The sequence below is a fragment of the Hydrogenophaga sp. genome (genome assembly GCF_019264445.1).
Taxonomy (GTDB): domain Bacteria; phylum Pseudomonadota; class Gammaproteobacteria; order Burkholderiales; family Burkholderiaceae_C; genus Hydrogenophaga.
Genome location: NZ_JAHVAB010000045.1, coordinates 1 through 22,573, shown reverse-complemented (window position 1 = coordinate 22,573; position 22,573 = coordinate 1). Strand labels below are relative to the sequence as shown.

Genomic DNA, 22,573 nt, shown 5'->3' with positions numbered 1-22,573 from the left:
GTCCACGTTGTTCGTGTCTCCCGATTGACGTCGGCGCGCCCCCTGGCCGCGCAGAATCGGCGCATGAATGCCCTGCGCTCACCCCTCGCCGCCCAGATCGTGGAATGGAAAGTCGCTCCAGGCGACCAGGTCGGCGTCGGCGACCTGCTGGTCGTTCTGGAGTCGATGAAGATGGAGCACGAGGTGCGGGCTGAGGCGTCTGTCCGTGTCATCGAGCTGCGGTATTCGGTGGGCGAATCGGTGCAAGCGGGCGATGTGCTGATGACGAGCGAATCCGTGCAACCGACGGGTCGCAAGGCGGGCGCTCCCCCCCCGGCGACGGTGGGCCGCCCACCTGGAGAGGGCGCCCTTCGTGCCGATCTGCAACGTTTGATCGACCGCCAGGCCAAGACCCTGGACGCCGCACGGCCGGAGGCGGTGGCGCGACGACACGCGCAAGGCCTTCGCACCGCACGCGAGAACGTGGGCGACCTGTGCGATGAAGACAGCTTCATCGAGTACGGCGCCCTGGCGATCGCAGCCCAGCGCAGTCGCCGCAGCGAAGAAGACCTGATCGACCACACGCCAGCGGATGGCATGGTCACGGGTATCGGCTCGATCAATGGCGCTGTCCACGGGCCAGAGCGTTCACGCGCTGTCGTCATGGCCTACGACGCCACCGTGCTCGCGGGCACGCAGGGCATGCGAAACCACCAGAAGACCGATCGTTTGCTGGGTATCGCGCTCGAGCAACAACTGCCTGTGGTGCTGTTCGCCGAAGGCGGGGGGGGGCGTCCCGGCGACACCGACATGCCCATCGTGGCCGGGCTGCATGTCGGGACGTTTGCCTCATTTGCCCGCCTGTCTGGCCAGGTCCCGGTGGTGGGTATTGCCAGCGGGCGCTGCTTTGCCGGCAATGCGGCCCTGTTGGGCTGTTGCGATGTGGTGATCGCCACCCGCCACAGCCACATCGGCATGGGCGGCCCCGCAATGATCGAGGGCGGTGGCTTGGGCGTGGTGAGTCCGGAGCACATCGGGCCCAGTGCGGTGCAGCACGCCAACGGCGTGATCGACGTGCTCGTGGACGACGAGCCGCAGGCAGTGGCGGCAGCCCGGCGTTATCTCTCGTTCTTTCAGGGGCGCGTGCCGGGCGGGCAGGCCCCCGACGCACAGGCCCTGCGCGATGTGGTGCCCGAAAACCGCCTGCGGGTGTACGACACGGCGCTTGCGATGGCTGGCCTGGTGGACGTGGGGAGTCTCCTTCCCCTGCGCACGGGCTTCGGCGTCGGCATTCACACGGCGCTGGCGCGCATTGACGGGCGTGCCGTGGGCCTGATGGCCAACAACCCCATGCATCTGGGCGGCGCGATCGATCCCGATGCCGCGGACAAGGCCGCGCGCTTCATGCAGCTGTGCAATGCGCACGGCTTGCCGATGGTCAGCCTGGTGGACACGCCAGGCTTCATGGTGGGCCCCGACATCGAGGCGCAAGCCCAGGTGCGCCACGTCAGCCGCCTCTTCGTCGGTGCGGCGGGCTTGCGCGTGCCGTTTTTCAGCGTCGTCCTGCGCAAGGGCTATGGCCTGGGCGCCATGGGCATGACCGCCGGTGGCTTCCACTCCCCGGCGTTTACGGTGGCCTGGCCCACCGCAGAGTTTGGTGCGATGGGGCTCGAGGGAGCGGTTCGGCTGGGTTACCGCAAAGAGCTGGGCGCCGTGCCCGAAGGGCCCCAGCGCGAGGACCTCTTTGAACGGCTTTTGGCGCAGCAAATTGCCAATGGAGCGGCCATGCAGATGGCCACCACACTGGAGATCGATGCGGTGATCGATCCCGCACACACGCGCGACTGGCTCATCAAAGGCCTGGCTGGAGCCAAGGTGAGGGAGCTAGGAACCCGGCGTTTCATTGATACCTGGTGAGGCGGCTTGCCGCCCCGGCGCTTACATCAGGTCGCCGAAGCCCGTGGTTCGCACACCCGCGCTGGGCAGCTGCGGCGCAGTCTGGTTGATGTTGATCCAGAACTCGCAGACATGCTTCATGGCACTGAGGAACTGCGAAAACTCGGTGGGCTTGGCAATGTAGGCATTGGTGCCGGCGTCGTACGCGCGCAGCAGGTCGCTCGGCTCCGTCGAGGAGGTCAGCACCACCACAGGGATGTGGTTGAGGTTCTCGGAGCCCTTGATTTCCTTGAGGACGCCAATGCCGTTCAGCAGCGGCATCTTGAGGTCCAGCAGCACCAGCATCGGGTTGCTGCCTGAGCGGTTCGTGAAACCGTTGCGGCGGTGGAGATAGTCGAGGGCCTGCATGCCGTCGGACACATGTGTGACGCGTCCATCCAGGCCATGACGCGCCAGCGCGAGCTTGGTCAGCTCTGCATCGTCTGGATTGTCTTCAACGAGGAGAATGGCGTCGGCGTTTTTGCTCATGGTTCCAGGGCGGCTGGCATGGAGTCGGTGGGGGACTCAAGCCCGTGGGCGCCTTCAAAAGGTAGCGAAAAATAAAACACGCTGCCCTCACCGAGCTGACTTTCAGCCCAGATGGTGCCCCCGTGTCGCTCAATGATGCGCCGCGTGAGGGCCAGGCCGATCCCCGTTCCCTCAAACTCCGACGCGCGGTGCAAGCGTTGGAAGACGCCAAACAGCTTCTGCGCGTATTTTGTGTCAAAACCCACGCCATTGTCACGAACAAAGAACGTATAGCCGACAACTGGGTCAACGCTCCAGCCCACTTCAATGCGCGTCCTTTCTCTGGGCCGCGTGTACTTGTAGGCATTGCCCAACAGGTTGGCCCAGACTTCGCGCAGCAGCAGGGCGTCGCCCTGGACCACGGGCAGGTCGGGCGCCACCACCCAGTCCACCACCCGGCCCTCGGTGTCGTGCCCGATCTGGCCCACCACCGCATCCACCAGCAAGGTGAAGTCCACGGCCGTCAGGTTCACCGCAGAGCGTCCGAGTCGGGAGAAAGCGAGCAGGCCATCGATCAGCTGGCTCATGTGACGGGCGGAATTCCCGATGGTGCTCAGGTAGCGGGCGCTCACCTCGTCGCAATTGCCGCCCAGATGTTCTTCGAGCAGGCTGACAAAGCTTGAGATGTGGCGCAGGGGTGAGCGCAGGTCGTGCGACACGGAGTACGAGAACGACTCCAGGTCCTTGTTGGCGGCCAGCAGCTGCTCGGTGCGCTCCACGACGCGGTTCTCCAGCTCGTCGTTGATGTTGCGCATCAAGTCGTCAAGCCGTTTGGCGTCGGTCATGTCGCGGTTGATCTTGGCAAACCCCTTGAGCTCGCCGCTGTCGTCGCGCAAGGCGATCAGAACGGAGTGAGACCAGTACTGCGAGCCGTCCTTGCGGCTGTGCCAGTTGTGCAGTTCGTGCTGACCGCGCGAAGCGGCCAGCCGCAACATCTGCATCGCACCGACCTTGCCATGCTCGGGGTTGATCGGATCAAAAAGTACACCGTAGTGCTTGCCCACCATCTGGGTCGGAGAGTAGCCGTCCATGCGCTGTGCGCTGTCGGTCCAGTCGGTGATGGTGCCCTCGGCATCCATGAAGAAGATGCAGTAGTCGCGAAGGTTGTCGACCATGAGGCGGAACCGCTGCTCACTCTCCAGCAACTCCAGTGAGCGCTCCTTGATGCGCTGTTCCAGCTCTTCGTTGAGATGGACCACGCGCTCTTCCACACGCTTGCGCTCGGTGATGTCGATGATCTGCACAAAGAGGCCTTGCACGACCCCCTCTTCGTTGATGTCGGGAAGGTAGCTGGCGCTCACGAAGATCTGATGGCCATCGATGGTGGGTCGCCAGGTTTCGAAGTGCTGCGGCTGTCCGTTCAGCGCAGCGTGCATGCGCGGCTCGATGTGGCTCCAGACGTCGGCTCTGACGCACTCCCCGATGTGGCGGCCGATGATGTATTGCGGGTCCAGCCCATACACGCGCATGTGCTCGGCGTTGGCGAAGCGAAAGTGCAGCCCGGCGTCCAGGTGGGCGATCAATCCCGGGACGTGATCGGTGATGGTCTGGAGGAAGCGCTGGTTGTTGCGCAGCGCCTGCTCGGCGGCCTTGCGCCGGGTGATGTCAACGACCGTGGTGTTGCTTCGCAGAAACTGTCCTGCTTCGTCGCGAACCGCCGATGACGACAGGAGCACGAAGAAGGTGCTTCCGTCGCGGCGCCGCATTTCATACTCAACCGCTTCCAGCGCATCGTCCTTCAGGATCTTCTGCATCCGGCTCTGGAGCTGCTCCAGCTGCCGCGATGCCATGAAGTCGCGGAATGCCATCTTGCCCACCACTTCGTCGCGGCTGTATCCCAGCCATTCGAGCTCGGTGTCGTTGATGGACACGTAGATGCCATGGATGTCGAGCGAGTGGTAGCCGCAGGGGGCGTTGTTGTAGAGGTCTTGCGATTGCTTGAGCGCGCTGTTGAGCTGGCTGTTCGCATGACGAACCGAGTCTTCGGATGCTTTGCGCTGCGAGAGGTCCACCATCTGAATGATGATGCCTTGCACCTGGCCATCGTGCCAGTACGGTGTGTACTCGACGCCGGCATAAAAGTGGTGGCCATCCGGGAACGTGCGCTCGCCTTCGAATCGCTGTATTTCCCCTGAGAGCGCGGCCTCAAGTCGCTGGCGATTGGAGTCGAAGTGCTGCGGCGCCACGATATCGCTCAGGCGCATGCCCACCAGATCTGCCGTGTTTCCATTGACCCAGCGCGCGTAACTCGCATTGGCAAAGCGGCAGACCAGGTCCCGATCAAAGAAGGCCAGTTGCACGGGCACGCTGTTGGTGACCGCTTGCAGAAAACTGCCCTGCGCCGCCAGTGCGGTCTCCGCGGCCTTCCGCTCGGTGATGTCGACGAGTGTGTTGTTGGTTCGGACAAAGTTGCCCTGTTCGTCCAGCACGGCGGTGCTGCTGAGCAAGGCCAGGAAGGTGCTGCCGTCTCGCCGCCGGACGGTGAACTCCGCGGCCTCGATTTTTTCACCACGCGTCATGCGGGCCAGCCGCTCCTTGACCCGTTCCACGTGCTCCGGCTGCACGATGTCGTGAAAGCGCAATTTGCCCACCACGTCGCTGCGTTCGTAACCCAGCCAGTCGAGAGCCGTCTGGTTGATCAACACAAAGACGCCATCTGCGTTCACCGAATGGTAGCCGCAAGGCGCCTGGTTGTAGAGCGCCTGTGCATCACGCAACGCCTGATGGATGCGCTCCTTGGCCTCGGCGAGCTCATCGGTCCGCTGCCTGACGCGTTCCTCCAGCTCTGTGTTGAATCGCTGGATTTCCTCCTGCTGGTGGTGCAGGGCGGTGATGTCGCGCGACACCGCCATCACCATCACAGGGTGACCGCGGGCATCGCAGATCGGCGTGACCATCGTGTCCCACCACCGGTCCGAACCCTTGAACGTGGGGCCAAAGGCCACGAAGCGGGCGCTTTTCCCTTTCCGCGCGCTTTCCAGGGCCTCTCGCGACAGCAATGCGCCATCGTCAGGCCACCAGTTGGTCCAGTCGCTGTTGCGGACCTGCTCGAAGTCGTCCACCTCGACTAGGCGGCAGCCCTGTGCCGTCATCTGCACCACGCGTCCCTGCAGGTCGAGCACCTTGGTGCAATCGGGGCTGCTGGCGATGATCTGTCGGTTGAGCTCGTCCTTGATCCGCGCATCGGCTTCCAGCGCACGCATGGGCGTGATGTCCTGCAAGAAACCCAGCTGGCTGACGATGGCTCCGCTGGCGTCCCTCAGCGGGGCGTTCCGGACCAGCACATGGGCGATGTCGTCGCCCGGTCGCACCAGGCGGAACTCGACACTCAGCGATTCTCCGTGGGTGACGGCGTGAAACCAGTGTTTCTGCACTCGCTCCAGGTCATCCGGATGCACGCGGCTGAGCCAGCCGAAGTTGGGGAAGTCCTGCTTCTTCAGGGCAAAGATGGTTTGCAGCTGCTCATCCACATGGGTGAGCACGCCCGCATGGTCGGTGCGGAAGACGCCAATAGGAAACACACTGGCCAGCGCGGAGAACAGCGCTTCGTACTCCAGGCGGGCCTGTTCGGGGGACAGGTCCGACGAGACAGATTCGAGTGCGGCTTCGAGTGCCAGCGGCAGGTGGGCCTGGGCCCTCGCCCCGTGGCCGTCGTGGATGGCAGCGCGCCCACCGAGCTGCTGCGCGTAGCTTTGGCGCAGATGTTCGTTCTCGGCGCGCAGGGCTTCGAGCTCCAGCAGCAATGCACGCTCGCGCTCCACAGCCGAGCGATCGGGCCTGTGGTCGTCAAGACGGTCGTCTTGCGGCGGGAAAATCGTGCTCATTCGGCACAACTGTACCCGACAGCACTATTTCTTAAGTGTGAAATTTGACAGCTAGAAGCGAGGCAGGTCGGGGTGCGTCAGGCGGCCTGCGCGCACCAGCATGCGCCCGTACTCAGCGCACCGTTGCAGGGTGGGTATCACCTTGCCTGGGTTCAGTAGCCCATTGGTATCAAAGGCATTTTTGACGCTGAACATTTGTGCATTTTCTTCGGGGGAGAACTGCACGCACATGCTGTTGAGCTTCTCCACGCCCACGCCATGCTCACCCGTCACCGTGCCTCCCATGGCGACGCTGGTTTCCAGAATGTCGGCGCCAAACAGCTCGCAGCGGTGCAGCTGGTCGGCGTCGTTGGCATCGAAAAGAATCAGCGGGTGCAGGTTGCCGTCGCCGGCGTGGAAAACGTTGGCACAGCGAAGACCGTATTTCTTTTCCATCTCGGCGATGGCCAGCAGGATGTCGGCCAGGCGCTTTCTGGGAATGGTCGAGTCCATGCACATGTAGTCCGGGCTGATGCGCCCGCTGGCGGGGAAGGCGTTCTTGCGCCCACTCCAGAAGCGCAGGCGTTCGGCCTCGTCACGGCTGACCGCAATGGCGGTCGCTCCGCAACCCCGCAGCACCTCGCTCATGCGGCCGATTTCCTCGGCTACTTCTTCGGGTGTGCCATCGCTTTCGCACAGCAGAATGGCTTCAGCGTTGAGGTCGTAGCCGGCCTTCACGAAATCTTCCACAGCGGCGGTCATGGGCTTGTCCATCATCTCCAGCCCGGCGGGAATGATGCCGGCGGCAATGACCGACGCCACGGCGTCCCCCGCTTTGCGGATGTCGTCGAAGCTGGCCATGATGCAGCGCGCCAGCAGGGGCTTGGGCACGAGCTTGACCGTGACTTCGGTGGTGACGGCGAGCATGCCTTCACTGCCAATGACCAGCGGCAGCAGGTCCAGCCCGGAGGCGTCGAGCGCCTCGCCGCCAAAGCGCACGGGTTCGCCTTCTACGGTGAAGCCGCGCACGGCCAGGACGTTGTGCAGCGTCAGTCCGTATTTGAGGCAGTGCACGCCGCCTGAGTTTTCCGCCACATTGCCGCCAATCGTGCAGGCGATCTGGCTGCTCGGGTCGGGCGCGTAGTACAGGCCGTGTGGTGCGGCAGCCTCCGAGATCGCCAGGTTGCGCACGCCCGCCTGCACCACTGCCGTGCGCGAGCGCGCATCGATGCGCACGATGCGGTTGAACTTGGCCAGCGAGAGCGTGACGCCCCAGGCGTGTGGCATCGCGCCGCCGGAGAGCCCGGTGCCGGCGCCGCGCGCCACCACCGGCACTTGCAGCGCATGGCAGGCCTTGAGGACCGCCGCCACTTGTGCTTCGGTTTCGGGCAGCACCACCACCAGGGGGCGTTCGCGGTAGGCAGTCAGCCCGTCGCACTCGTATGGCACGGTGTCCTCGGCCTGCCACAACAGGGCGTGCCCAGGCACCACCGCCTTCAAGGCGTTGACCACTTTGGCCTGTTGTTCTGCGCGCAGGATCGGGGTGGCTTCGCTGGGGGAAATGGGGGCGTTCATGGCGGGCCTGGCAGGTCACAAAGACGACCAAGGCAGTCTAGGCCAAACCTCCTGTGGCGTATTGAAGAAAGTTGCACAGGTGTGTGAGCGGATCGGCGGATCGCGACAAAAGGACCCTTGAAATCGCGCCTGCCGGACATCATGTTCTGTGCATCGCAGGGCGCACGGTGCGCCTTGGTTTTTCCATCCTTCAAGGAGTGTGTTGCCATGAACAGCCTGACTGCCCGCCGCGGTTTTCTCGACGAGTTCTTCCATGACGTCGCGCCCGCCTTTTACGTCAAACCCCTGCACGGCGACGCGCTACCCGCGCAGATCCGCGTGGATGTGAAAGAGACGCCCGAGGCTTACACCCTGCACGCAGAAGTGCCCGGTGTGGCCAAGGACGATATTCAGGTGAACGTGGACGGGAAGGTGGTGACGCTGCGCGCGGAAATCAAGCAGCAGGACAGCCAGACCGAAGGAGCCAAGTTGCTGCGCAGCGAACGCTATTACGGTGCGGTGTCGCGCAGCTTCCAGCTGCCTGTGGACATCGACAACAACGCGTCAAGGGCGCGGTACGAAAACGGTGTGTTGCACCTCACGCTGCCCAAGAAGACGGCCGGCGCCGCCCAGCGGCTCACGATCGAGTGAGCACTTGTCCGTGGGGTTGAGCCCCCGGGCATGGGTTGGGCGCCAGGGTGTCTGAACGCCGGGCGTTCAGCGAGCAGGGGGCAGCAGGCCGTTCAGATCGTCCATGGTCACGCTGCCCGCTGGCTTCGGTTGGACGGGGGCTTCTTTCGCTGGGCTGGTGGTGGCCTTCGTGGGCTCCCCGTTGTTGGAGCCGGGCGTGGGTTGACCTTCTTTTTCGTCGCTGCGGTCGAACACCAGTGTCTGTCCGAACACGAGTTGAACCCAGGTGGGGTACGTGTACGCCGTGCCCTTGTTGTGATCGATGATGGCGCCGATGCCGCCGCCAATGATGATGTTGCCGAACATGCCCGCGTTGGCGCGGGAGATGGCCCGCGCGATGGCGTCCCGGTATCCGGGGTGTTTGCAGACCATGTCCAGGTCGGTGCTGGAACGGCGCACCTGTGTGATGTCACCCGATCGGACGGACGAGTTTCCTCGCTCGTTGGAGAGGGCGCATTCGGCGCCGGTGACCACCTGGCCGGCTTCCGTTCGGGTTTCGACCTTCATCGGGTGGGTGGTCTCGTTCATCACGGACGCACACCCTGTCGCGGCCACACAGCTCGCGACGATCACCAATCGCTGAAACATTCCATCCCCCTCTTTGTGTAGTGCGGGGAATGTAACAGCAGCGTTACTTGTGGCTTGTCACGTTTTCCCGGGTGAGGTTCCTCAGCCCATCGCCTGCTGGAGCCAGCGCGCGAAGGCCGCGCATTCCCAGCGTTCCATCGTGCCGCTGCGCCAGCACAGGTAGTGCGCATGCGGACTGGGCACGCGGCGCGGGTACAGCGGTACCAGTGCGCCGCTCTCCAGCCAGGGTGCGGCCAGTTTGTAGCGCAGCAGGCCCACGCCCATGCCGGCCGCAGCGGCGTCGCACATCAAGCCAATGTCGTTGAACTGCGAGCCTTCGGTGGGCTCCGGCCAGTCCAGGTCGTGTGCGGCGAACCAGGTGCGCCACGGCTCCAGCGGGCTGCGCAGCAGAGGCACACCCTCCAGGTCCAGAGCGGCTTCAAAGGGCCCGTGCTCGCGCGAAAAAGCGGGCGACGCCATGGGCGACACCTCGTCCTTGGCCAGGCACACGTGTTCGACGTCGGCATAGCGGCCGGTGCCAAAGCGCACCATGAGATCGGCGTCTTCGGCCACCACGTCCAGCAGCGGAATGGTGACTTGCAGCGTGAGGTCGATTTCGGGGTATGCGTCGCTGAACTGCTTGAGCTTGGGCAGAAGGATGGACCGCGCAAACGTGGGAGTGACCGCCAGCCGCAGCTTGCGCCGCCCGGGCGCCGCGTTGTGGCTCGGGAATCGCTGCAGGATGCCCAGACCCTCGCGCACGTGGGCGAGGTACTCGCTGCCCTCGGTGGTGAGCGAAAAGTCGGCCCGGCCAAACAGCTTGGTGCCCAGGATCTGTTCGAGTTGCCGCACGCGGTGGCTCACGGCGCTTGGCGTGACGTTGAGCTCCTCCCCGGTCTGCGTGACGCTGCGCAGCCGCGCCAGCGCCTCGAAGGTCAGCAGGCACTGGATCGGGGGGATGCGGATGCTCATGGAAGCCTCACGTCCTGCGGCAACGCGCTCACTTGAACACCACGGTCTTGTGGCCGTTGAGCAGCACGCGGTGTTCGCTGTGCCACTTCACGGCCCGTGCGAGCACCTGGCTTTCGGTGTCGCGGCCGCGTGCGGTGAGATCTTCCACGGCGTCGGTGTGGTCCACGCGGGCCACGTCCTGCTCGATGATCGGGCCCTCGTCCAGGTCTGCCGTCACGTAGTGGGCGGTGGCGCCGATCAGCTTCACGCCGCGGTCGTGCGCCTGGTAGTACGGCTTGGCGCCCTTGAAGCTGGGCAGGAAGCTGTGGTGGATGTTGATGGCCTTGCCCGAAAGCTCGCGGCACAGGTGGTCGCTGAGCACCTGCATGTAGCGCGCCAGCACCACGAGTTCCGCCCCCTCGCTCTGGATGATTTCCAGTTGCCGTGCTTCGGCCTGTGGCTTGGTGGCGGCGGTCACCGGAATGTGGTGAAAGGGCACGTTGTAGCTGGCGGCGAGCTGGTAGAAGTCGCGGTGGTTGCTGATGATGGCGCGAATGTCCAGCGGCAGCAGGCCGCTTTTCCAGCGGAACAACAGGTCGTTGAGGCAGTGGCCTTCCTTGCTCACGAAGATCACGGTGCGCACGGGCTCGGCCAGCGGGTGCAGGCTCCACTGCATGGAAAACGGTTCCGCGAACAGCTTGAGGTGCAGGCGCAAGTCGTCGTGTGTGAGCTGGGCACAGGCAAACTGCACCCGCATGAAGAAGAGCCCGGTGGCGTGGTCGTTGTACTGCGCGGCTTCTTCAATGTTGCCGCCATGCTCCAGCAAAAAACCGGAGACGGCGTGCACGATGCCCGGGCGGTCCGGGCACGACAGGGTGAGAACGTAGGTGTGATTCATGGCGTGCGAATTGTCGCAGCAACGCCCGGTGGGCCCGGTCGCCGCGAGGGCAATGGAGCCCCCGGAGCCTGCTGCGGGTGACAAAATGCCGCTTCCTTTCTGACGCTGCTGGAGACGCCCACATGGCCTACAACGATCTGCGCATGGACAACCAGTGGTTGCCCTTCACCCCCAACCGTGCCTTCCAGAAAGACCCGAGGGTGTTCGTGGCGGCCGATGGCATGTACTTCACCACGCACGACGGGCGCCAGGTGATCGACGGCATCTCCAGCCTGTGGTGCGTGGGTGCGGGGCACAACCGCAAGCCGATCAACGAAGCCATCAAGCAGCAGCTGGACACGCTGGACTACAGCACCGCCTTCAGCGTCAGCAACGACAAGGCCTTTCGCGCCGCCGAGATGATCGCGGCCATGGCGCCTGGCGACCTGAATAAGGTGCTTTTCTGCAACTCCGGCAGCGAGGCGGCGGACACCTCCATGAAGGTGGCCCTGGCCTACCACCGCGCGCGCGGTGAAGGGCATCGCAATGTGTTCATCGGCCGCGAGCGCGGTTACCACGGCGTGGGTTTCGGGGGCATGAGCGTGGGCGGCATCCCTGCCAACCGCAAGGTGTACGGCACCAGCCTCCTGCCGCGCGTGGACCACCTGCGGTTCATTCACGACCCGGTGAAACACGCCTACATCCACAACACCGAGCCCGTCTGGGACGAAGACCTGCTGCTCGAGCTGGAAAACCGCATCCTGCCCTTGCACGACCCGAGCAACGTGGCCGCGGTGATCGTGGAGCCCGTGGCGGGCAGCGCGGGCTGGTACGTGCCGCCGCAGGGCTACCTCAAGCGCCTGCGCGAGATCTGCGACAAGCACGGCATCCTGTTGATCTTTGACGAGGTCATCACCGGCTTCGGGCGCCTGGGCACCGCCTTCGCGGCCGACTACTACGGCGTGCAGCCCGACATGCTGAACTTCGCCAAAGCCGTGACCAACGGCGTGTTCCCGCTGGGCGGTGTGGTCTGTACCGACCGCATCTACCACGCGATGATGGGCGCGCACGCGAGTGCGCCGGAGCACGCGATCGAGTTTTTCCACGGCTATACCTATTCAGGCCACCCCGTGGCCTGTGCGGCAGCCATCGCCACGCTGGACCTGTTCCGCGAGGAGAACCTGTTTGCCCGCGCGGGCGAAATGGGCCCGGTGCTGGGGGACGCCATGCACAGCGCGCTCAAGGGGTTGCCGCATGTGATCGGCATTCGCAGCCTGGGCCTGGCCGCCGCTGTCGAACTCGCGCCGTTGCCGGGCATGCCGGGCAAGCGCGCGTTCGATGCCTTCATGGACTGCTACCACCGGGGCGTGCTGGTGCGCAATGCGGGTGACAACCTGGTGTTTGCGCCCCCGTTCATCGTCGACCGCGCACAGATCGAGACGATGGTCGGCACGCTGGCCGACGCGATCAAGCGGCTGGCCTGAAAACCTCGCGCGTTCAGCGCTTCATCTGCTGCCGGAGCTCGGCGCAGTGGTCGTGCGCGGGCAGGGCGGGCGTGTTCCACACGGCGTCCGAGGGCAGGGCGCTGTCTTTCGCCGGGCCTGCCTGCGCCATCACCACGCGGTAGGGCAGGCTCGCGGGCAGGTACAGGGGCACGCCGAGATCCTTTCTCACGTGGCCGTTGCCTGCCACCAGCACCACCGTCTTGCCTGGAATGACTGCCTGCACGGCCGTTTGCGCCATGGCCTGGTCGCGCGCGAGCTGGATGCGCGTCATGGGGGCGATCTGGCCTGGCGGCAGCAAGTCGCAGTGGCCTTCCTGAATGCCGGTGCGCTGCCGCTGCAGCACGTCCTCCCTCACCAGTTGGTCCAGCGACGCGTTGCCCATGGCGCTCCGCATCTGAGCACGCGGCAAGTTGCCCCCCAGCACCGGTGCGCCGCTGCGCACCGCGGCCATCACCACGGGGCCGTAGACCGGCCATGGCCAGCCGCCGTCATCGGTCCAGTTCAGTGCCTCGCGCACGCGGGTTTCGTCTGCCTCGGGCGGCAAGCCTTGCGTGCTGCGCCCCTGCTCGGCCATCTCCATCACCAGGGCACCGAGCTGCGCTCGGGAGGCCAGCGTCAGCACCACATCGCGCTGCAGGGCCTGGTGCGCGGCGGCGTCGTGCTGTTCGCCCAGCAGGAGCAGCGGTGTGGGCAGCACGCGGCCGAGCAGCTGCTCCACGTCCGGCGCAGGGCGGTGCGCGCAGGCCGCCAGCAGGCATGTGCCGAGCAGAAGGGCGACAGCAGGGCGACAGGTCATGCGTGGATACTAAGCGCACTCATCAGCGCGCGCATCGTGCGCATTTTTACCCCGTTACCGCGTGTTCTCTCTGCCCTCCTGGCGGCCCGCATCCTGGTCGCGTGTTGCCCTGACGTTGCTGCTGGCCCTGGGCGCCGCAGAACTCTGTGTGGCACTTCGTACCCCCATTCCCTGGATGATCGGGCCGCTCGTGGCAACGGCACTGGTGTCGGTGCTGGGGGCGCCCACCGAGAGCTGGACGCCGCTGCGCAACGCGGGGCAGTGGGTGATTGGCACGGCGCTGGGGCTGTATTTCACGCCGGCGGTGGGCGCGCTGGTGGCGAGCCTGTGGTGGGCGATCGTCATGGGCATTGCCTGGGCGTTGGCGCTGGGCCTGGGGTTTGGCGCCTGGTTGCGCCATGTGCACGCAGGTCATCTGGCCGCGCTGTCGCCGTCGGCATTGCGCAGCACCACTTACTTTGCGGGCGCGATCGGCGGGGCCTCCGAGATGACGCTGATCGCCGAGCGCCAGGGTGCCCGCACGGATCTGGTGGCCGCGGCACACAGCCTGCGGGTGTTGCTGGTCACCGTCACGATTCCCTTTGCCCTGCAGTTTGCGGGCGTGAGCGGGCTCGACAAGCTTGCCGCAGGCGTGCGGGATGTGCAGCCATGGGGGCTGCTGGCGCTCAGCGGTATCACGCTGCTGGGGGCGCTGGTCATGCAGCGCCTGGGGCGCGCCAACCCATGGTTCATGGGGGCGCTGGTGGTCACCATGGCCGTGACGCTCTGTGGATTCACTTTTTCGGCGATCCCGACCGCCTTGTCCAACGCCGCGCAGCTGGTGATCGGTGTGAGCCTTGGGGTGCGGTTCACGCCCGCCTTTGTGCACACCGCGCCGCGCTGGCTGGCCAGCGTTGCACTGGCCAGCTTCGTGATGATGGGGCTGTGCGCGGGCTTTGGCTGGCTGCTGGCCCGTTTGACGCATCTGCACCCGGTCACGCTGTTGCTGGGCACGGCGCCGGGTGGGATTGCCGAAATGGCCATCACCGCCAAGGTGCTGCAGCTGGGGGTGCCGGTGGTCACGGCGTTCCAGGTGTGTCGCCTCGTGGCGGTGCTGGTGCTGGCCGAGCCGGTGTACCGCTGGCGTTACGCCCGGCCATGAAAAAGGGCCGCTGTCACCAGCGGCCCTTTTGGCAACGCCTGCGCGCAGGCAGCGCCCGGCGCCTTCAGTGCATGACGACAGGCATCTGGGCGAGCGTGGCGTAGCCCTCCAGCGTGTCTTCCACCTCTTCCTGCGAAGGCGTGCTTTGTTGCCAGGCGGTGATCTGGAGCTGGAACATTTCTGCCCAGGAACCATCGAGGTACACCTCTTTGCCGGAGCGCTTGTCGACGATCTCGAAGCCGTGGCGAGGCATCTGCGGGCCGTCGGCGACCTCGGTGTCGTTGTCGGCGGGTGCGTTGGCCAGAATGTGGACCACAGCGAAGGCATCCGAGTCGTAAAGCATGTGCATGACTGAAATCCTTATATAGAAAAACCTGCGTTCCTGACCACCTTATATCGGCAAATCTGCGCCGCAATGGAGGTCGGAGTGAGCTTTACGTGGAGACGTTCCCTCGCGCTTCAAGATGCGTGTGTTTTTGGGCACAAATGGGGTGCCCGCCTCAGGGCATCTGGCGCAGCTGCTGATCGGCGACGTCGCCGCTGGACTGGGTCACCCGCAGGCGCACCGGCAAATGCCCCAGGCTGGGGGCCAGCCACATCTCCACCGTGCTGTCGAATTCCTTGCGGGGCAGGCGAACCAGGCGGCGCACCTTGAACTCGCCCGCGGGCAGCGAGAGTGTGGATTCCGCCCCCACCTCAAACCGCCAGAGAGGTGCGTCACCGGTGCCCGCCACCTGCATGTCGACGGTCTGGCCCGTGGTGTAGGCCTGTGGGCGCGCTTGGAGCAGGCCGGCGAGCTGCAGAAACAGGCTGAGGCGGTCCTGCGCGCCGGGCTGCAGGGGCGCCTCCGGCGCGTTGTTGCTGAAGGTGATGCGCTGTTTCTCCGTCTCGAAGTGCGCCGCCTTTTCGCTGCGGCTCTTGTCGGCAAAGCGCTCGGGCATGAGGCCGCCGGGCCCCACGCGCCCGACGCTGGTTTGCGATCGGCTGCCCAGCAGCGGCACCCGCATTTCCATGCGCGCGTCGTAGCGCCCATCGGCCATGGTCCAGTTCAGGGTGCCTTCGGCTCGGTAGCCAATGCCCTTGACCTGGCCGGTCACGTCGTACAGCAAGCGGGTGCTGGCGGGCAGTTGGGCGGGTGGCAGCTGGCTGGTCGGGGCGCTGGTGCGTGGCTTGCCCGGGGTCGCTGCGGCGAGCAGCGTGTCGTCGGTCTCTGTGGTGGCGACGTCGGCTACGGTGGATTCGGTGGCGGGTTCGATGGCGACTTCGGGTGGTGAGGCGGGCTCTTGCGGCGCAGTCTCGTGGGCCGGTGCCACGTCTTGAACGGGCGGCGGCGCGACCACGGCCACGGTGGGCACCAGGACGGCGGGTGGCAGGGGCTGGATCTTTGCACGCGGGGCCGGAGCCGCCGGGGGGGCTGGCGGCAAGAGCGTGGGTGCCGGCGCTTGTGAGGCAGGCGCTGGCGCAATCCAGCGCACCGAACTCACCCGCACCGCAGAAATGCCTGGGGCGGGCGTCGCGCCGGCGTGCGCCGCAGGCGTCGGTCCCACCGCGCCGACGGCCTCGATCGCGGGGTTGGAGTCACCGTGGCGCAGCCCGGGCAGGTTCAGCGTGAAGCCGCCGGCCAGCAGCACGAGGTGTGCGCCCAGCACCACGGCCACCAAAGCACCCAGGATGGGCCAGCGCGGCGCTGCAGAGGGCGCGTGGGGAAGGCGTTTCACGGCGTGGGGGGGCTGGGGCGGTGCCCCAGGTCGGCACTGAGTTGACGGGCACAGCGCAGCAGGGCCGTAGCGGGTTCGCCTTGCCAGTCGGTGTCCAGCGTGGCGACCGATCCCAGCACCACCAGGCCCAGCGCGAGTCGCCCCTGGGCGTCGAACACGGGCGCGCAGAAACCGCCGACGCCGGGCAGCAGGCTGTGCACCACGCGGGCCAGGCCTCGGCGGCGGGTGTCTTCCAGCAGAGCCTGCACGTCCTGCGGCGACTGCGGCACGTCCGCCTGGGACACGTCGCCGTTGCGTGGCAGCTTCTTCAGGCGGGCGAGCTCGTCTCGCACCATGGGGGCGATGCGCTGGGCGTCACGCCCCTCGGTGCCCATGAAGGCGGCAAAGCAACGGCCAGTGGCCGACGTCAGCAGCGGCATCACATCGCCCAGGCGCAAGGTGACGGGCACGGTCTGGGGCGCCTCGGTCCAGTGGACCATCGTGGGGCCCTGGTTGCCCCAGACGGCGATGGCCAGCGTGTGGCCGGTTTCCAGCAGCAGCTGGTCGATGCGCTCGCGGGCGAGCTTCACCGCATCGATGCGCGAGAGACTGGCCAGACCGATGCGCAGCGCAGCAGGCCCCAGGTCGTAGCGGGTGCTGACCGGATCCTGCACCACCAGGCCCATGCGCTGAAAGCTCACGAGATAGCGGTGCGCCTTGGCCGCGCTCATGCCGGCAGCGGCGGCAAGGTCGCGCAACATCAGCGCTCCCGGCGCTTGCGACAGGGCGTCCAGCAACTCGAAGCCGACTTCCACCGACTGGATGCCCGCGCGCAACGGTTCCGCGTCGTCAGGGGATTCGGCGTCGAGGGCGGGGCGTTTGGAAATGGACATGGGAAGAATGGTCACTGAAATTGGACGAAGCAGCGGGCTTCAGGTTCCGCAGCACATGGACTTGTTGTGCAGGGTGCGGGAGGATCGACTAGAATTCCGGCCTTACGGATAGGTGAATCGATTTCACTATCCGTAATGACGGCGCCTCCATCGAGAGTGCCACCCACCCGCCCGAGGGGACTTGGCTCCTCTCTTCTCACCCATTTGGCAGCAGGAGACTTGCATGAAACTCGCCACTTACAAAGACGGCTCGCGCGACGGACAACTGGTGGTGGTTTCCCGCGACCTGAGCACGGCGCATTATGCGACCGGCATCGCGCACAAACTGCAGCAGGCGCTGGACGACTGGAACTTCATCAGCCCCCAGTTGCAAGACCTGTATGTCACCCTGAACCAGGGCAAGGCGCGCCACGCGTTTCCCTTCGACCCGGCCCAGTGCATGGCGCCGCTGCCGCGCGCGTACCAGTGGGCGGATGGCTCGGCCTATATCAACCACGTTGAACTGGTGCGCGCGGCGCGCAGCAGCGAAGTGCCGCATTCGTTCTACACCGACCCCCTGATGTACCAGGGCGGCAGCGACGACTTCATTGGCCCTTGCGACGACGTGGTGGTGGCCAGTGAAGACTTCGGCATCGACTTCGAGGCAGAGATTGCCGTGATCACCGCAGACGTGCCCATGTGCGCCACGCCCGAGCAGGCGCTGGATAGCGTTCGCCTGCTCATGCTGGCCAACGACGTGTCGCTGCGCAACCTGATCCCGGCCGAACTGTCCAAGGGCTTTGGCTTTTTCCAGAGCAAGCCGGCCACCGCGTTCAGCCCGGTGGCGGTCACGCCCGATGAGTTGGGCGATGCGTGGCAGGGCGGTCGCGTGCACCTCACCATGCAGTCGACCTGGAACGGCCGCAAGGTCGGCATGTGCGAAGCCGGTCCGGAGATGACCTTTCACTTCGGGCAGCTGGTGGCCCACATCACCAAGACACGCAATGTGCGCGCCGGCTCCATCGTGGGCAGCGGCACGGTGAGCAACAAAGGCGTGGAAGTCGACGGCCGCAAAGACTGGCCCAAGGGCTACAGCTGCATTGCCGAGAAGCGCGCGATCGAAACCATTCTGGACGGTCAGCCCTCCACCGCCTACATGAAATACGGTGACACCATCCGCATCGAGATGAAGGGCAAGGACGGCCAAAGCGTGTTTGGCGCCATTGACCAGAAGATCGTGCCGTTGCAGGCCTGATGTCGCGCCGGCCCGCCAGGCTTCAGGTGGCGTAAACCTGTTCCAGCGTGGCAAACCCCTTGACCTCGATCGGGTTGCCAAAGGGGTCGCAGAAGAACATCGTCCATTGCTCGCCTGGCTGCCCTTCAAAGCGCAGCTGAGGCGGCAGGATGAAATCCACACCGGCCTGGGTGAGCCGGTCGGCCAGGGTCTGCCAGTCCGGGCGCAGCAGCACCAGGCCGAAGTGCGGCATCGGCACCAGGGTATCGCCGACGCGGCCTGTGCGCTGCGTCTTCCAGGGCTCGCCCAGGTGCAGCGAGATCTGGTGGCTGAAGAAATCGAAGTCCACCCAGCTCTCGGTGCTGCGGCCTTCGGTGCAGCCGAGCACACCACCGTAGAAACGGCGCGCGACGTTCAGGTCGGTGACGTTGAACGAAAAATGGAAGAGGCTTCGGGTCTGAATGGGGGCTTCGGCGTTCATGGCGCCGAGCATAGCGCCATGGCGCTCAGGCGGACTCGAATCGGGTCTGGCAGTCCAGGCAACGCAGCGCGGTGGGCTGGGCTTGCAGGCGCGCATCCACGATGCGCTGCGCGCAGTCGATGCAGTGACCGTATTGGCCTGCTTCCATGCGCTGCAGCGCCTTGTCGATGGCCATCAGATCGGCGGCTTCGTGCTCTTCGAGAGCAACCTCCATGTCGAAGCCTTCGTCTGGCCGCAAGTGCGTGGCATCCAGGTGCTCGCGGGCTTCGTGGGCCGCTTCGGCGCGGCCGCGAACGCCGCCGCGTTGAATGTGCAGGCGGTCCAGCAACTCGGCACGCATGTCGTGCAGCTGCGCCTCGAAGAGTTGTGCGGTGATCTGGTTCATGGCTGGGTCTCCTTGAAACGAAGCATGGCACCCGCCGCCGCCATGGGTATTGACGCATGTCAAGCACAATCAAATGCCCGGACACGACACGCACAAGGAGACCCACATGAACCCCGTGGACTACAGCCGCTATCAGACCCTCACCATCACCCGCCGCGGCCCCTGCGTTGACGGTGTGCCTTCGGTGCTCGATATCCAGATGCGCGCCGACGGCCCCGGTGGCAATGGCAAGCTGCCCACCGCAGGGCACGAAGGCCACTGGGAGCTGAGCGAGATCTGGCGCGACGTGGGGCGCGATGACTCGGTGCGATGCGCTGTGCTGCGTGGCAGCGGCATGGGCTTTTCTGGTGGTGGAGACCTCGCGCTGGTGCAGGACATGGCCACCGATTTCGAGGTGCGCACACGCGTCTGGAAAGAAGCGCGCGACCTGGTCTACAACGTGATCAATTGCGACAAACCGATCGTGAGTGCGATGCATGGCCCGGCGGTGGGTGCCGGGCTGGTGGCGGGCTTGCTGGCCGACATCTCGATCGCTGCAAAGAGCACCAAGATCGTCGATGGGCACACCCGCTTGGGCGTGGCCGCCGGCGATCACGCGGCCATTGTCTGGCCCTTGTTGTGCGGCCTGGCCAAAGCCAAGTACTACCTCATGCTGTGTGACCCCATCAGCGGGGAAGAGGCCGAGCGCATCGGGCTGGTGTCGCTCGCGGTGGACGACGCGGCGTTGCTCGACAAGGCCTACGAAGTGGCCGAGCGCCTCGCCAGCGGCAGCCAGACGGCGATCCGCTGGACCAAGTACTCGCTCAACAACTGGCTGCGTCAGGCCGGACCGGCTTTTGACACCTCGCTCGCTCTGGAATTCATGGGTTTTGCCGGCCCCGATGTGCGCGAAGGTGTGGCATCCTTGCGTGAGCGCCGCGCACCCCGCTACGGCGTGGACGGCTGAGACCAGCCCCGACGGCACGACAGGAGACTTCCATGAGCGACGCCCCCAGCAGCGGTTTCGGCAAATTCGTCCCCGGCTTCGAGTTCCTGCAAAACCTTGCGGGCCAGGCGGCCGGCGGTGTGGCGCAGGGCATCAGCCAGAACATCCCCCAGTTGCCCAACCTGGGCAGCTGGGTGGCGCCCACTTTCAACGTGGAAGACCTCGAAAAGCGCATCGAGGAACTCAAGGCCGTGCATTTCTGGCTCGACCAGAACTCGAAGGCGCTGGCAGCCACCATTCAGGCGCTCGAAGTGCAGAAGATGACCTTGTCCACGCTCAAGACCATGAACTTCAGCATGGGTGACGTCGCCAACGCACTCAAGATCAAGGCCGCGGACACGCTTGCCGGCTTCACGGGTGCCGCCCCAGCGCCCGCCCCTGCCGCGTTTGCAGGCCTGGAAATTCCGCCGCGCACATACGGCGCGTCCGCACCTGCGGAGCCCGAGGCGGCGCCAGCGCAAGCTGCGCCGCGCAAAACGGCGGCGAAGAAATCAGGCGCGCCTGCGCCCGCCGCGGGTGGTGTGGTGGATCCTGTGCAGTGGTGGGGGGCACTCTCACAGCAGTTTCAGCAGATTGCCAGCAACGCGATGAAGGACGTGGCCAAGCAGACCGCGCTGGACACGACCCGCCAGGTGGCCACCGGCCTGACCGATCAGGCGGTGAAGACCGCCACCGGCATCGCCGGCAAGGCGGCGCGCAATCTGGGCGGGACCGTGGCGCGCAATGTGGGCGCGGCAGCGGGCGTGGGCCGCGCCGCCGCCCGTGCGGTGAGTGGCCGCAGCGCCACCCCCGCCAAGAAGGCGCCCGCTCGCTCGCCAGCGCCCAAAACCGCCGCACGTGCCAAGCCGCACCAGCCCTTCTCGCCCGGCGCCTGGACGATGCCCGCGGCTTTCTTCCCGGGCTTTGCATCGCCAGCGCCCGCCGCGTCCAGCTCGCCCGCGCCGAAGAAGGCCGCCAAGAAGGCGGTCAGGAAAGCTGCGCCTCGACCCGCAGCGACCCAGAAAGCCCCGGTTCGCAAAGGCACCAGCCGCCGCTGACACTCCAACGGTGCCAGCCGCGCTGAGCGCGGCTGGCCTTCTCATGAAGCTATTTCCCTACGCCCACGCCACCCATCCGCAATGGCGCATGGCCGCCGCTCTGGTACTCGCCCAGCTGCGCGCGCAAATGGCCCTGCCCGACTTCGCTGCGTCGCCGTCGCTGGCCTTGCTCTACATCACCGACCACTACGCCGACGAAGCGCAAGCCATTCTGGAGCACCTCAGCGCCGAGCTGCCCGAGGTGACCGACTGGGCCGGTACCGTGGGTGTGGGTGTGGCGGCCAACAACGTGGAGTACTTCGACGAGCCCGCACTGTGTGTGATGCTCTGCGACCTGGCGCCCGACCAATACCGCGTGTTCAGCGGCGTGGCGCCGCTCTCGGCCAGCGGCCGCGCCGTCGGCGCTGAAGGTTTTGTGGCCCACACCGCGCTGGTGCATGCCGATGGCGCCACGCCCGAACTGGCCGAGCTCATTGCCGAGATGGCCGAGCGCACCCACAGCGGCTACGTGTTTGGTGGCCTGGCGCTCAGCCGTGGCCCGAGCGTGCAGTTCTCCATGGGCAGTGCCGGTCATCTCAGTGGCCAGGGCGCTGCCAGTGGGGTGTTCCATGGTGGGTTGAGTGGAGTGGCATTTGGTGCCGGGGTCGGCCTGGTCTCGCGCGTGACGCAGGGTGCACAACCCGTGGATCGGGAGCGCATCGTCACGGCTTCCGATGGCAATCTGGTGCTCATGCTCGACGATGAACCGGCGCTGGACGTGCTGCTGCGAGAGCGTGACATCTCACTGGAGCAGCCCGAACGCGCCATGCCGCGCTTGCGCGCCACGTTGGTGGGGCTTTCGTCGCCTGCACCTGCCGGTGAGGACGCATTGCAAGTGCCGCGCATGCGGGGCCAGTTTGGTGCCGAAGTGCTGGTTCGCCACCTGATCGGGCTGGACCCGGGGCGGCGTGGCGTGGCGATTGCCGACATGGCGCCGGTGGGCACGCGCCTGACGTTCTGTGAGCGCAACGTGCAGGCCGCGCGTGCCGATCTCGTGCGTGTGTGCGCGGAGGTGCGCGAGGAGCTGGAGCCCGAAGAGGTGAGCCTGTCGGTGGCCGCATCGCTGGCGGCGAGCGACGTGGACGCGCGCCCGCATCCCGCCCGACGCATTGCCGGTGCCATCTATGTGAGTTGCTCAGGGCGTGGCGGCTTGCACTTTGGCAGCCCGAGTGCCGAGCTGCAGACGGTGCGCCGTGCACTGGGAGACGTGCCCCTGGTGGGGTTTTTTGCGGGTGGCGAGATTGCTCACCACCAGTTGTACGGTTACACCGGCGTGCTCACGGTTTTCACCATGCCCTGATCGCGGGCAGCGCCGTCCTGCCGTGCGCGTGCGCGGTCCAGTGTTCGGCGGGCCTCCTGCACGGGCATGCCGTACATGTCGGCAAACGCCTCCACCGTTTTTCCGCTGGCGTCAAAGGCGCGCAGCAGCGCTTCGTCGCGCGCGGCGCGGCTGGCGGCCTCGGCCAGCGCCTCGGCCGTGATGGCGTTGACGGTTTCGTCGCGGCCCATCACCAGCG

Annotated in this window: 20 protein-coding genes and 1 pseudogene; 8 read left to right on the top strand and 13 right to left on the bottom strand. The window is 65.9% G+C overall.

The window, feature by feature from the left end:
- The first annotated feature begins 72 nt into the window (after positions 1-72).
- The gene (locus KXJ60_RS08255; protein ID WP_291126202.1) at positions 73-1,896 is read left to right on the top strand and encodes a carboxyl transferase domain-containing protein; all 1,824 of its coding nucleotides are present in this window, start codon (positions 73-75) and stop codon (positions 1,894-1,896) included.
- A gap of 21 nt (positions 1,897-1,917) precedes the next feature.
- Here KXJ60_RS08255 and KXJ60_RS08250 read toward each other — a convergent pair whose 3' ends face one another.
- From KXJ60_RS08250 to KXJ60_RS08240, 3 genes are read right to left on the bottom strand one after another with little or no spacing between them, the layout of a single operon-like run.
- Positions 1,918-2,403 (bottom strand): response regulator, encoded by a 486-nt coding sequence (locus KXJ60_RS08250; protein WP_291126189.1) that lies wholly within the window; start codon positions 2,401-2,403, stop codon positions 1,918-1,920.
- Positions 2,400-6,266, bottom strand: a complete 3,867-nt coding sequence (locus KXJ60_RS08245; protein ID WP_291126187.1) for a PAS domain S-box protein — start codon at positions 6,264-6,266, stop codon at positions 2,400-2,402. The genes KXJ60_RS08250 and KXJ60_RS08245 overlap by 4 nt, the downstream gene beginning before the upstream one ends.
- Before the next feature lie 51 nt (positions 6,267-6,317).
- On the bottom strand, positions 6,318-7,820 hold the full coding sequence (locus KXJ60_RS08240) for an FAD-linked oxidase C-terminal domain-containing protein (RefSeq protein WP_291126185.1): 1,503 nt from the start codon (positions 7,818-7,820) through the stop codon (positions 6,318-6,320).
- Positions 7,821-8,027: 207 nt separating this feature from the next.
- Here KXJ60_RS08240 and KXJ60_RS08235 point away from each other — a divergent pair, with 207 nt between their 5' ends.
- A complete protein-coding gene (locus KXJ60_RS08235; RefSeq protein WP_291126184.1) occupies positions 8,028-8,450 on the top strand; it encodes an Hsp20/alpha crystallin family protein in 423 nt (140 codons plus the stop codon).
- A gap of 66 nt (positions 8,451-8,516) precedes the next feature.
- Here the strand turns inward: KXJ60_RS08235 and KXJ60_RS08230 are convergent, their stop codons facing one another.
- The 3 genes from KXJ60_RS08230 to purU form a co-directional block, all read right to left on the bottom strand.
- Positions 8,517-9,017 (bottom strand): hypothetical protein, encoded by a 501-nt coding sequence (locus KXJ60_RS08230; protein ID WP_291126182.1) that lies wholly within the window; start codon positions 9,015-9,017, stop codon positions 8,517-8,519.
- 141 nt (positions 9,018-9,158) lie between these two features.
- A complete protein-coding gene (locus tag KXJ60_RS08225; RefSeq protein ID WP_291126180.1) occupies positions 9,159-10,028 on the bottom strand; it encodes a LysR substrate-binding domain-containing protein in 870 nt (289 codons plus the stop codon).
- Between the two features lie 28 nt (positions 10,029-10,056).
- On the bottom strand, positions 10,057-10,905 hold the full coding sequence (gene purU / locus KXJ60_RS08220) for a formyltetrahydrofolate deformylase (RefSeq protein WP_291126178.1): 849 nt from the start codon (positions 10,903-10,905) through the stop codon (positions 10,057-10,059).
- A gap of 122 nt (positions 10,906-11,027) precedes the next feature.
- Between purU and KXJ60_RS08215 the strand changes: the two genes are divergently transcribed.
- Positions 11,028-12,368: an aspartate aminotransferase family protein gene (locus KXJ60_RS08215; RefSeq protein ID WP_291126176.1), complete on the top strand. Its 1,341-nt coding sequence runs from the start codon at positions 11,028-11,030 to the stop codon at positions 12,366-12,368.
- A gap of 13 nt (positions 12,369-12,381) precedes the next feature.
- Here the strand turns inward: KXJ60_RS08215 and KXJ60_RS08210 are convergent, their stop codons facing one another.
- Positions 12,382-13,185, bottom strand: coding sequence for a ChaN family lipoprotein (locus tag KXJ60_RS08210; RefSeq protein WP_291126174.1), 804 nt, complete (start codon positions 13,183-13,185; stop codon positions 12,382-12,384).
- A gap of 148 nt (positions 13,186-13,333) precedes the next feature.
- Here KXJ60_RS08210 and KXJ60_RS08205 point away from each other — a divergent pair, with 148 nt between their 5' ends.
- On the top strand, positions 13,334-14,326 hold the full coding sequence (locus tag KXJ60_RS08205; protein WP_363318048.1) for an AbrB family transcriptional regulator: 993 nt from the start codon (positions 13,334-13,336) through the stop codon (positions 14,324-14,326).
- A 64-nt stretch (positions 14,327-14,390) separates the two neighbouring features.
- On the opposite strand, the gene KXJ60_RS08200 is transcribed toward KXJ60_RS08205, so the two are convergent.
- The 3 genes from KXJ60_RS08200 to KXJ60_RS08190 all read right to left on the bottom strand — a co-directional run bounded on the left by KXJ60_RS08200 (position 14,391) and on the right by KXJ60_RS08190 (position 16,916).
- On the bottom strand, positions 14,391-14,675 hold the full coding sequence (locus KXJ60_RS08200) for a DUF3567 domain-containing protein (protein WP_291126173.1): 285 nt from the start codon (positions 14,673-14,675) through the stop codon (positions 14,391-14,393).
- Between the two features lie 151 nt (positions 14,676-14,826).
- Positions 14,827-16,044: a DUF3108 domain-containing protein gene (locus KXJ60_RS08195; RefSeq protein WP_291126171.1), complete on the bottom strand. Its 1,218-nt coding sequence runs from the start codon at positions 16,042-16,044 to the stop codon at positions 14,827-14,829.
- Positions 16,041-16,916 (bottom strand): IclR family transcriptional regulator, encoded by an 876-nt coding sequence (locus KXJ60_RS08190; protein ID WP_291126170.1) that lies wholly within the window; start codon positions 16,914-16,916, stop codon positions 16,041-16,043. Before KXJ60_RS08190 ends, KXJ60_RS08195 begins: the two co-directional genes overlap by 4 nt.
- A gap of 223 nt (positions 16,917-17,139) precedes the next feature.
- On the opposite strand from KXJ60_RS08190, the gene KXJ60_RS08185 reads away from it, so the two are divergent.
- Entirely contained in the window at positions 17,140-18,150 is a 1,011-nt protein-coding gene (locus KXJ60_RS08185; protein ID WP_291126168.1) for a fumarylacetoacetate hydrolase family protein, read from the top strand.
- 22 nt (positions 18,151-18,172) lie between these two features.
- On the opposite strand, the gene KXJ60_RS08180 is transcribed toward KXJ60_RS08185, so the two are convergent.
- Both KXJ60_RS08180 and KXJ60_RS08175 read right to left on the bottom strand, forming a co-directional pair.
- Entirely contained in the window at positions 18,173-18,610 is a 438-nt protein-coding gene (locus KXJ60_RS08180) for a VOC family protein (RefSeq protein WP_291126165.1), read from the bottom strand.
- Between the two features lie 25 nt (positions 18,611-18,635).
- Entirely contained in the window at positions 18,636-18,995 is a 360-nt protein-coding gene (locus tag KXJ60_RS08175; protein ID WP_291126163.1) for a TraR/DksA family transcriptional regulator, read from the bottom strand.
- A 115-nt stretch (positions 18,996-19,110) separates the two neighbouring features.
- Between KXJ60_RS08175 and KXJ60_RS08170 the strand changes: the two genes are divergently transcribed.
- Genes KXJ60_RS08170 through KXJ60_RS08160 form a run of 3 tightly spaced genes read left to right on the top strand, consistent with a single transcriptional unit; the run spans position 19,111 to position 22,356 of the window.
- On the top strand, positions 19,111-19,941 hold the full coding sequence (locus KXJ60_RS08170) for an enoyl-CoA hydratase/isomerase family protein (protein ID WP_291126198.1): 831 nt from the start codon (positions 19,111-19,113) through the stop codon (positions 19,939-19,941).
- Positions 19,942-19,973: 32 nt separating this feature from the next.
- Positions 19,974-21,017, top strand: coding sequence for a PhaM family polyhydroxyalkanoate granule multifunctional regulatory protein (locus tag KXJ60_RS08165; protein WP_366018175.1), 1,044 nt, complete (start codon positions 19,974-19,976; stop codon positions 21,015-21,017).
- 43 nt (positions 21,018-21,060) lie between these two features.
- Positions 21,061-22,356, top strand: a complete 1,296-nt coding sequence (locus KXJ60_RS08160) for an FIST C-terminal domain-containing protein (protein ID WP_291126161.1) — start codon at positions 21,061-21,063, stop codon at positions 22,354-22,356.
- On the opposite strand, the pseudogene KXJ60_RS08155 reads toward KXJ60_RS08160, so the two are convergent.
- Positions 22,320-22,573, bottom strand: a pseudogene (locus KXJ60_RS08155) (prop effector); the annotation flags it as partial. The gene KXJ60_RS08160 and the pseudogene KXJ60_RS08155 overlap by 37 nt on opposite strands.

Excerpts from the sequence above, each read along its gene's own strand:
- KXJ60_RS08250 (WP_291126189.1), bottom strand. The coding sequence starts at position 2,403 with ATGAGCAAAAACGCCGACGCCATTCTCCTCGTTGAAGACAATCCAGAC.
- KXJ60_RS08245 (WP_291126187.1), bottom strand. The coding sequence starts at position 6,266 with ATGAGCACGATTTTCCCGCCGCAAGACGACCGTCTTGACGACCACAGG.
- KXJ60_RS08240 (WP_291126185.1), bottom strand. The coding sequence starts at position 7,820 with ATGAACGCCCCCATTTCCCCCAGCGAAGCCACCCCGATCCTGCGCGCA.
- KXJ60_RS08235 (WP_291126184.1), top strand. The coding sequence starts at position 8,028 with ATGAACAGCCTGACTGCCCGCCGCGGTTTTCTCGACGAGTTCTTCCAT.
- KXJ60_RS08230 (WP_291126182.1), bottom strand. The coding sequence starts at position 9,017 with ATGAACGAGACCACCCACCCGATGAAGGTCGAAACCCGAACGGAAGCC.
- KXJ60_RS08225 (WP_291126180.1), bottom strand. The coding sequence starts at position 10,028 with ATGAGCATCCGCATCCCCCCGATCCAGTGCCTGCTGACCTTCGAGGCG.
- purU (WP_291126178.1), bottom strand. The coding sequence starts at position 10,905 with ATGAATCACACCTACGTTCTCACCCTGTCGTGCCCGGACCGCCCGGGC.
- KXJ60_RS08215 (WP_291126176.1), top strand. The coding sequence starts at position 11,028 with ATGGCCTACAACGATCTGCGCATGGACAACCAGTGGTTGCCCTTCACC.
- KXJ60_RS08210 (WP_291126174.1), bottom strand. The coding sequence starts at position 13,185 with ATGACCTGTCGCCCTGCTGTCGCCCTTCTGCTCGGCACATGCCTGCTG.
- KXJ60_RS08200 (WP_291126173.1), bottom strand. The coding sequence starts at position 14,675 with ATGCACATGCTTTACGACTCGGATGCCTTCGCTGTGGTCCACATTCTG.
- KXJ60_RS08190 (WP_291126170.1), bottom strand. The coding sequence starts at position 16,916 with ATGTCCATTTCCAAACGCCCCGCCCTCGACGCCGAATCCCCTGACGAC.
- KXJ60_RS08185 (WP_291126168.1), top strand. The coding sequence starts at position 17,140 with ATGAAACTCGCCACTTACAAAGACGGCTCGCGCGACGGACAACTGGTG.
- KXJ60_RS08180 (WP_291126165.1), bottom strand. The coding sequence starts at position 18,610 with ATGAACGCCGAAGCCCCCATTCAGACCCGAAGCCTCTTCCATTTTTCG.
- KXJ60_RS08175 (WP_291126163.1), bottom strand. The coding sequence starts at position 18,995 with ATGAACCAGATCACCGCACAACTCTTCGAGGCGCAGCTGCACGACATG.
- KXJ60_RS08165 (WP_366018175.1), top strand. The coding sequence starts at position 19,974 with ATGAGCGACGCCCCCAGCAGCGGTTTCGGCAAATTCGTCCCCGGCTTC.
- KXJ60_RS08160 (WP_291126161.1), top strand. The coding sequence starts at position 21,061 with ATGAAGCTATTTCCCTACGCCCACGCCACCCATCCGCAATGGCGCATG.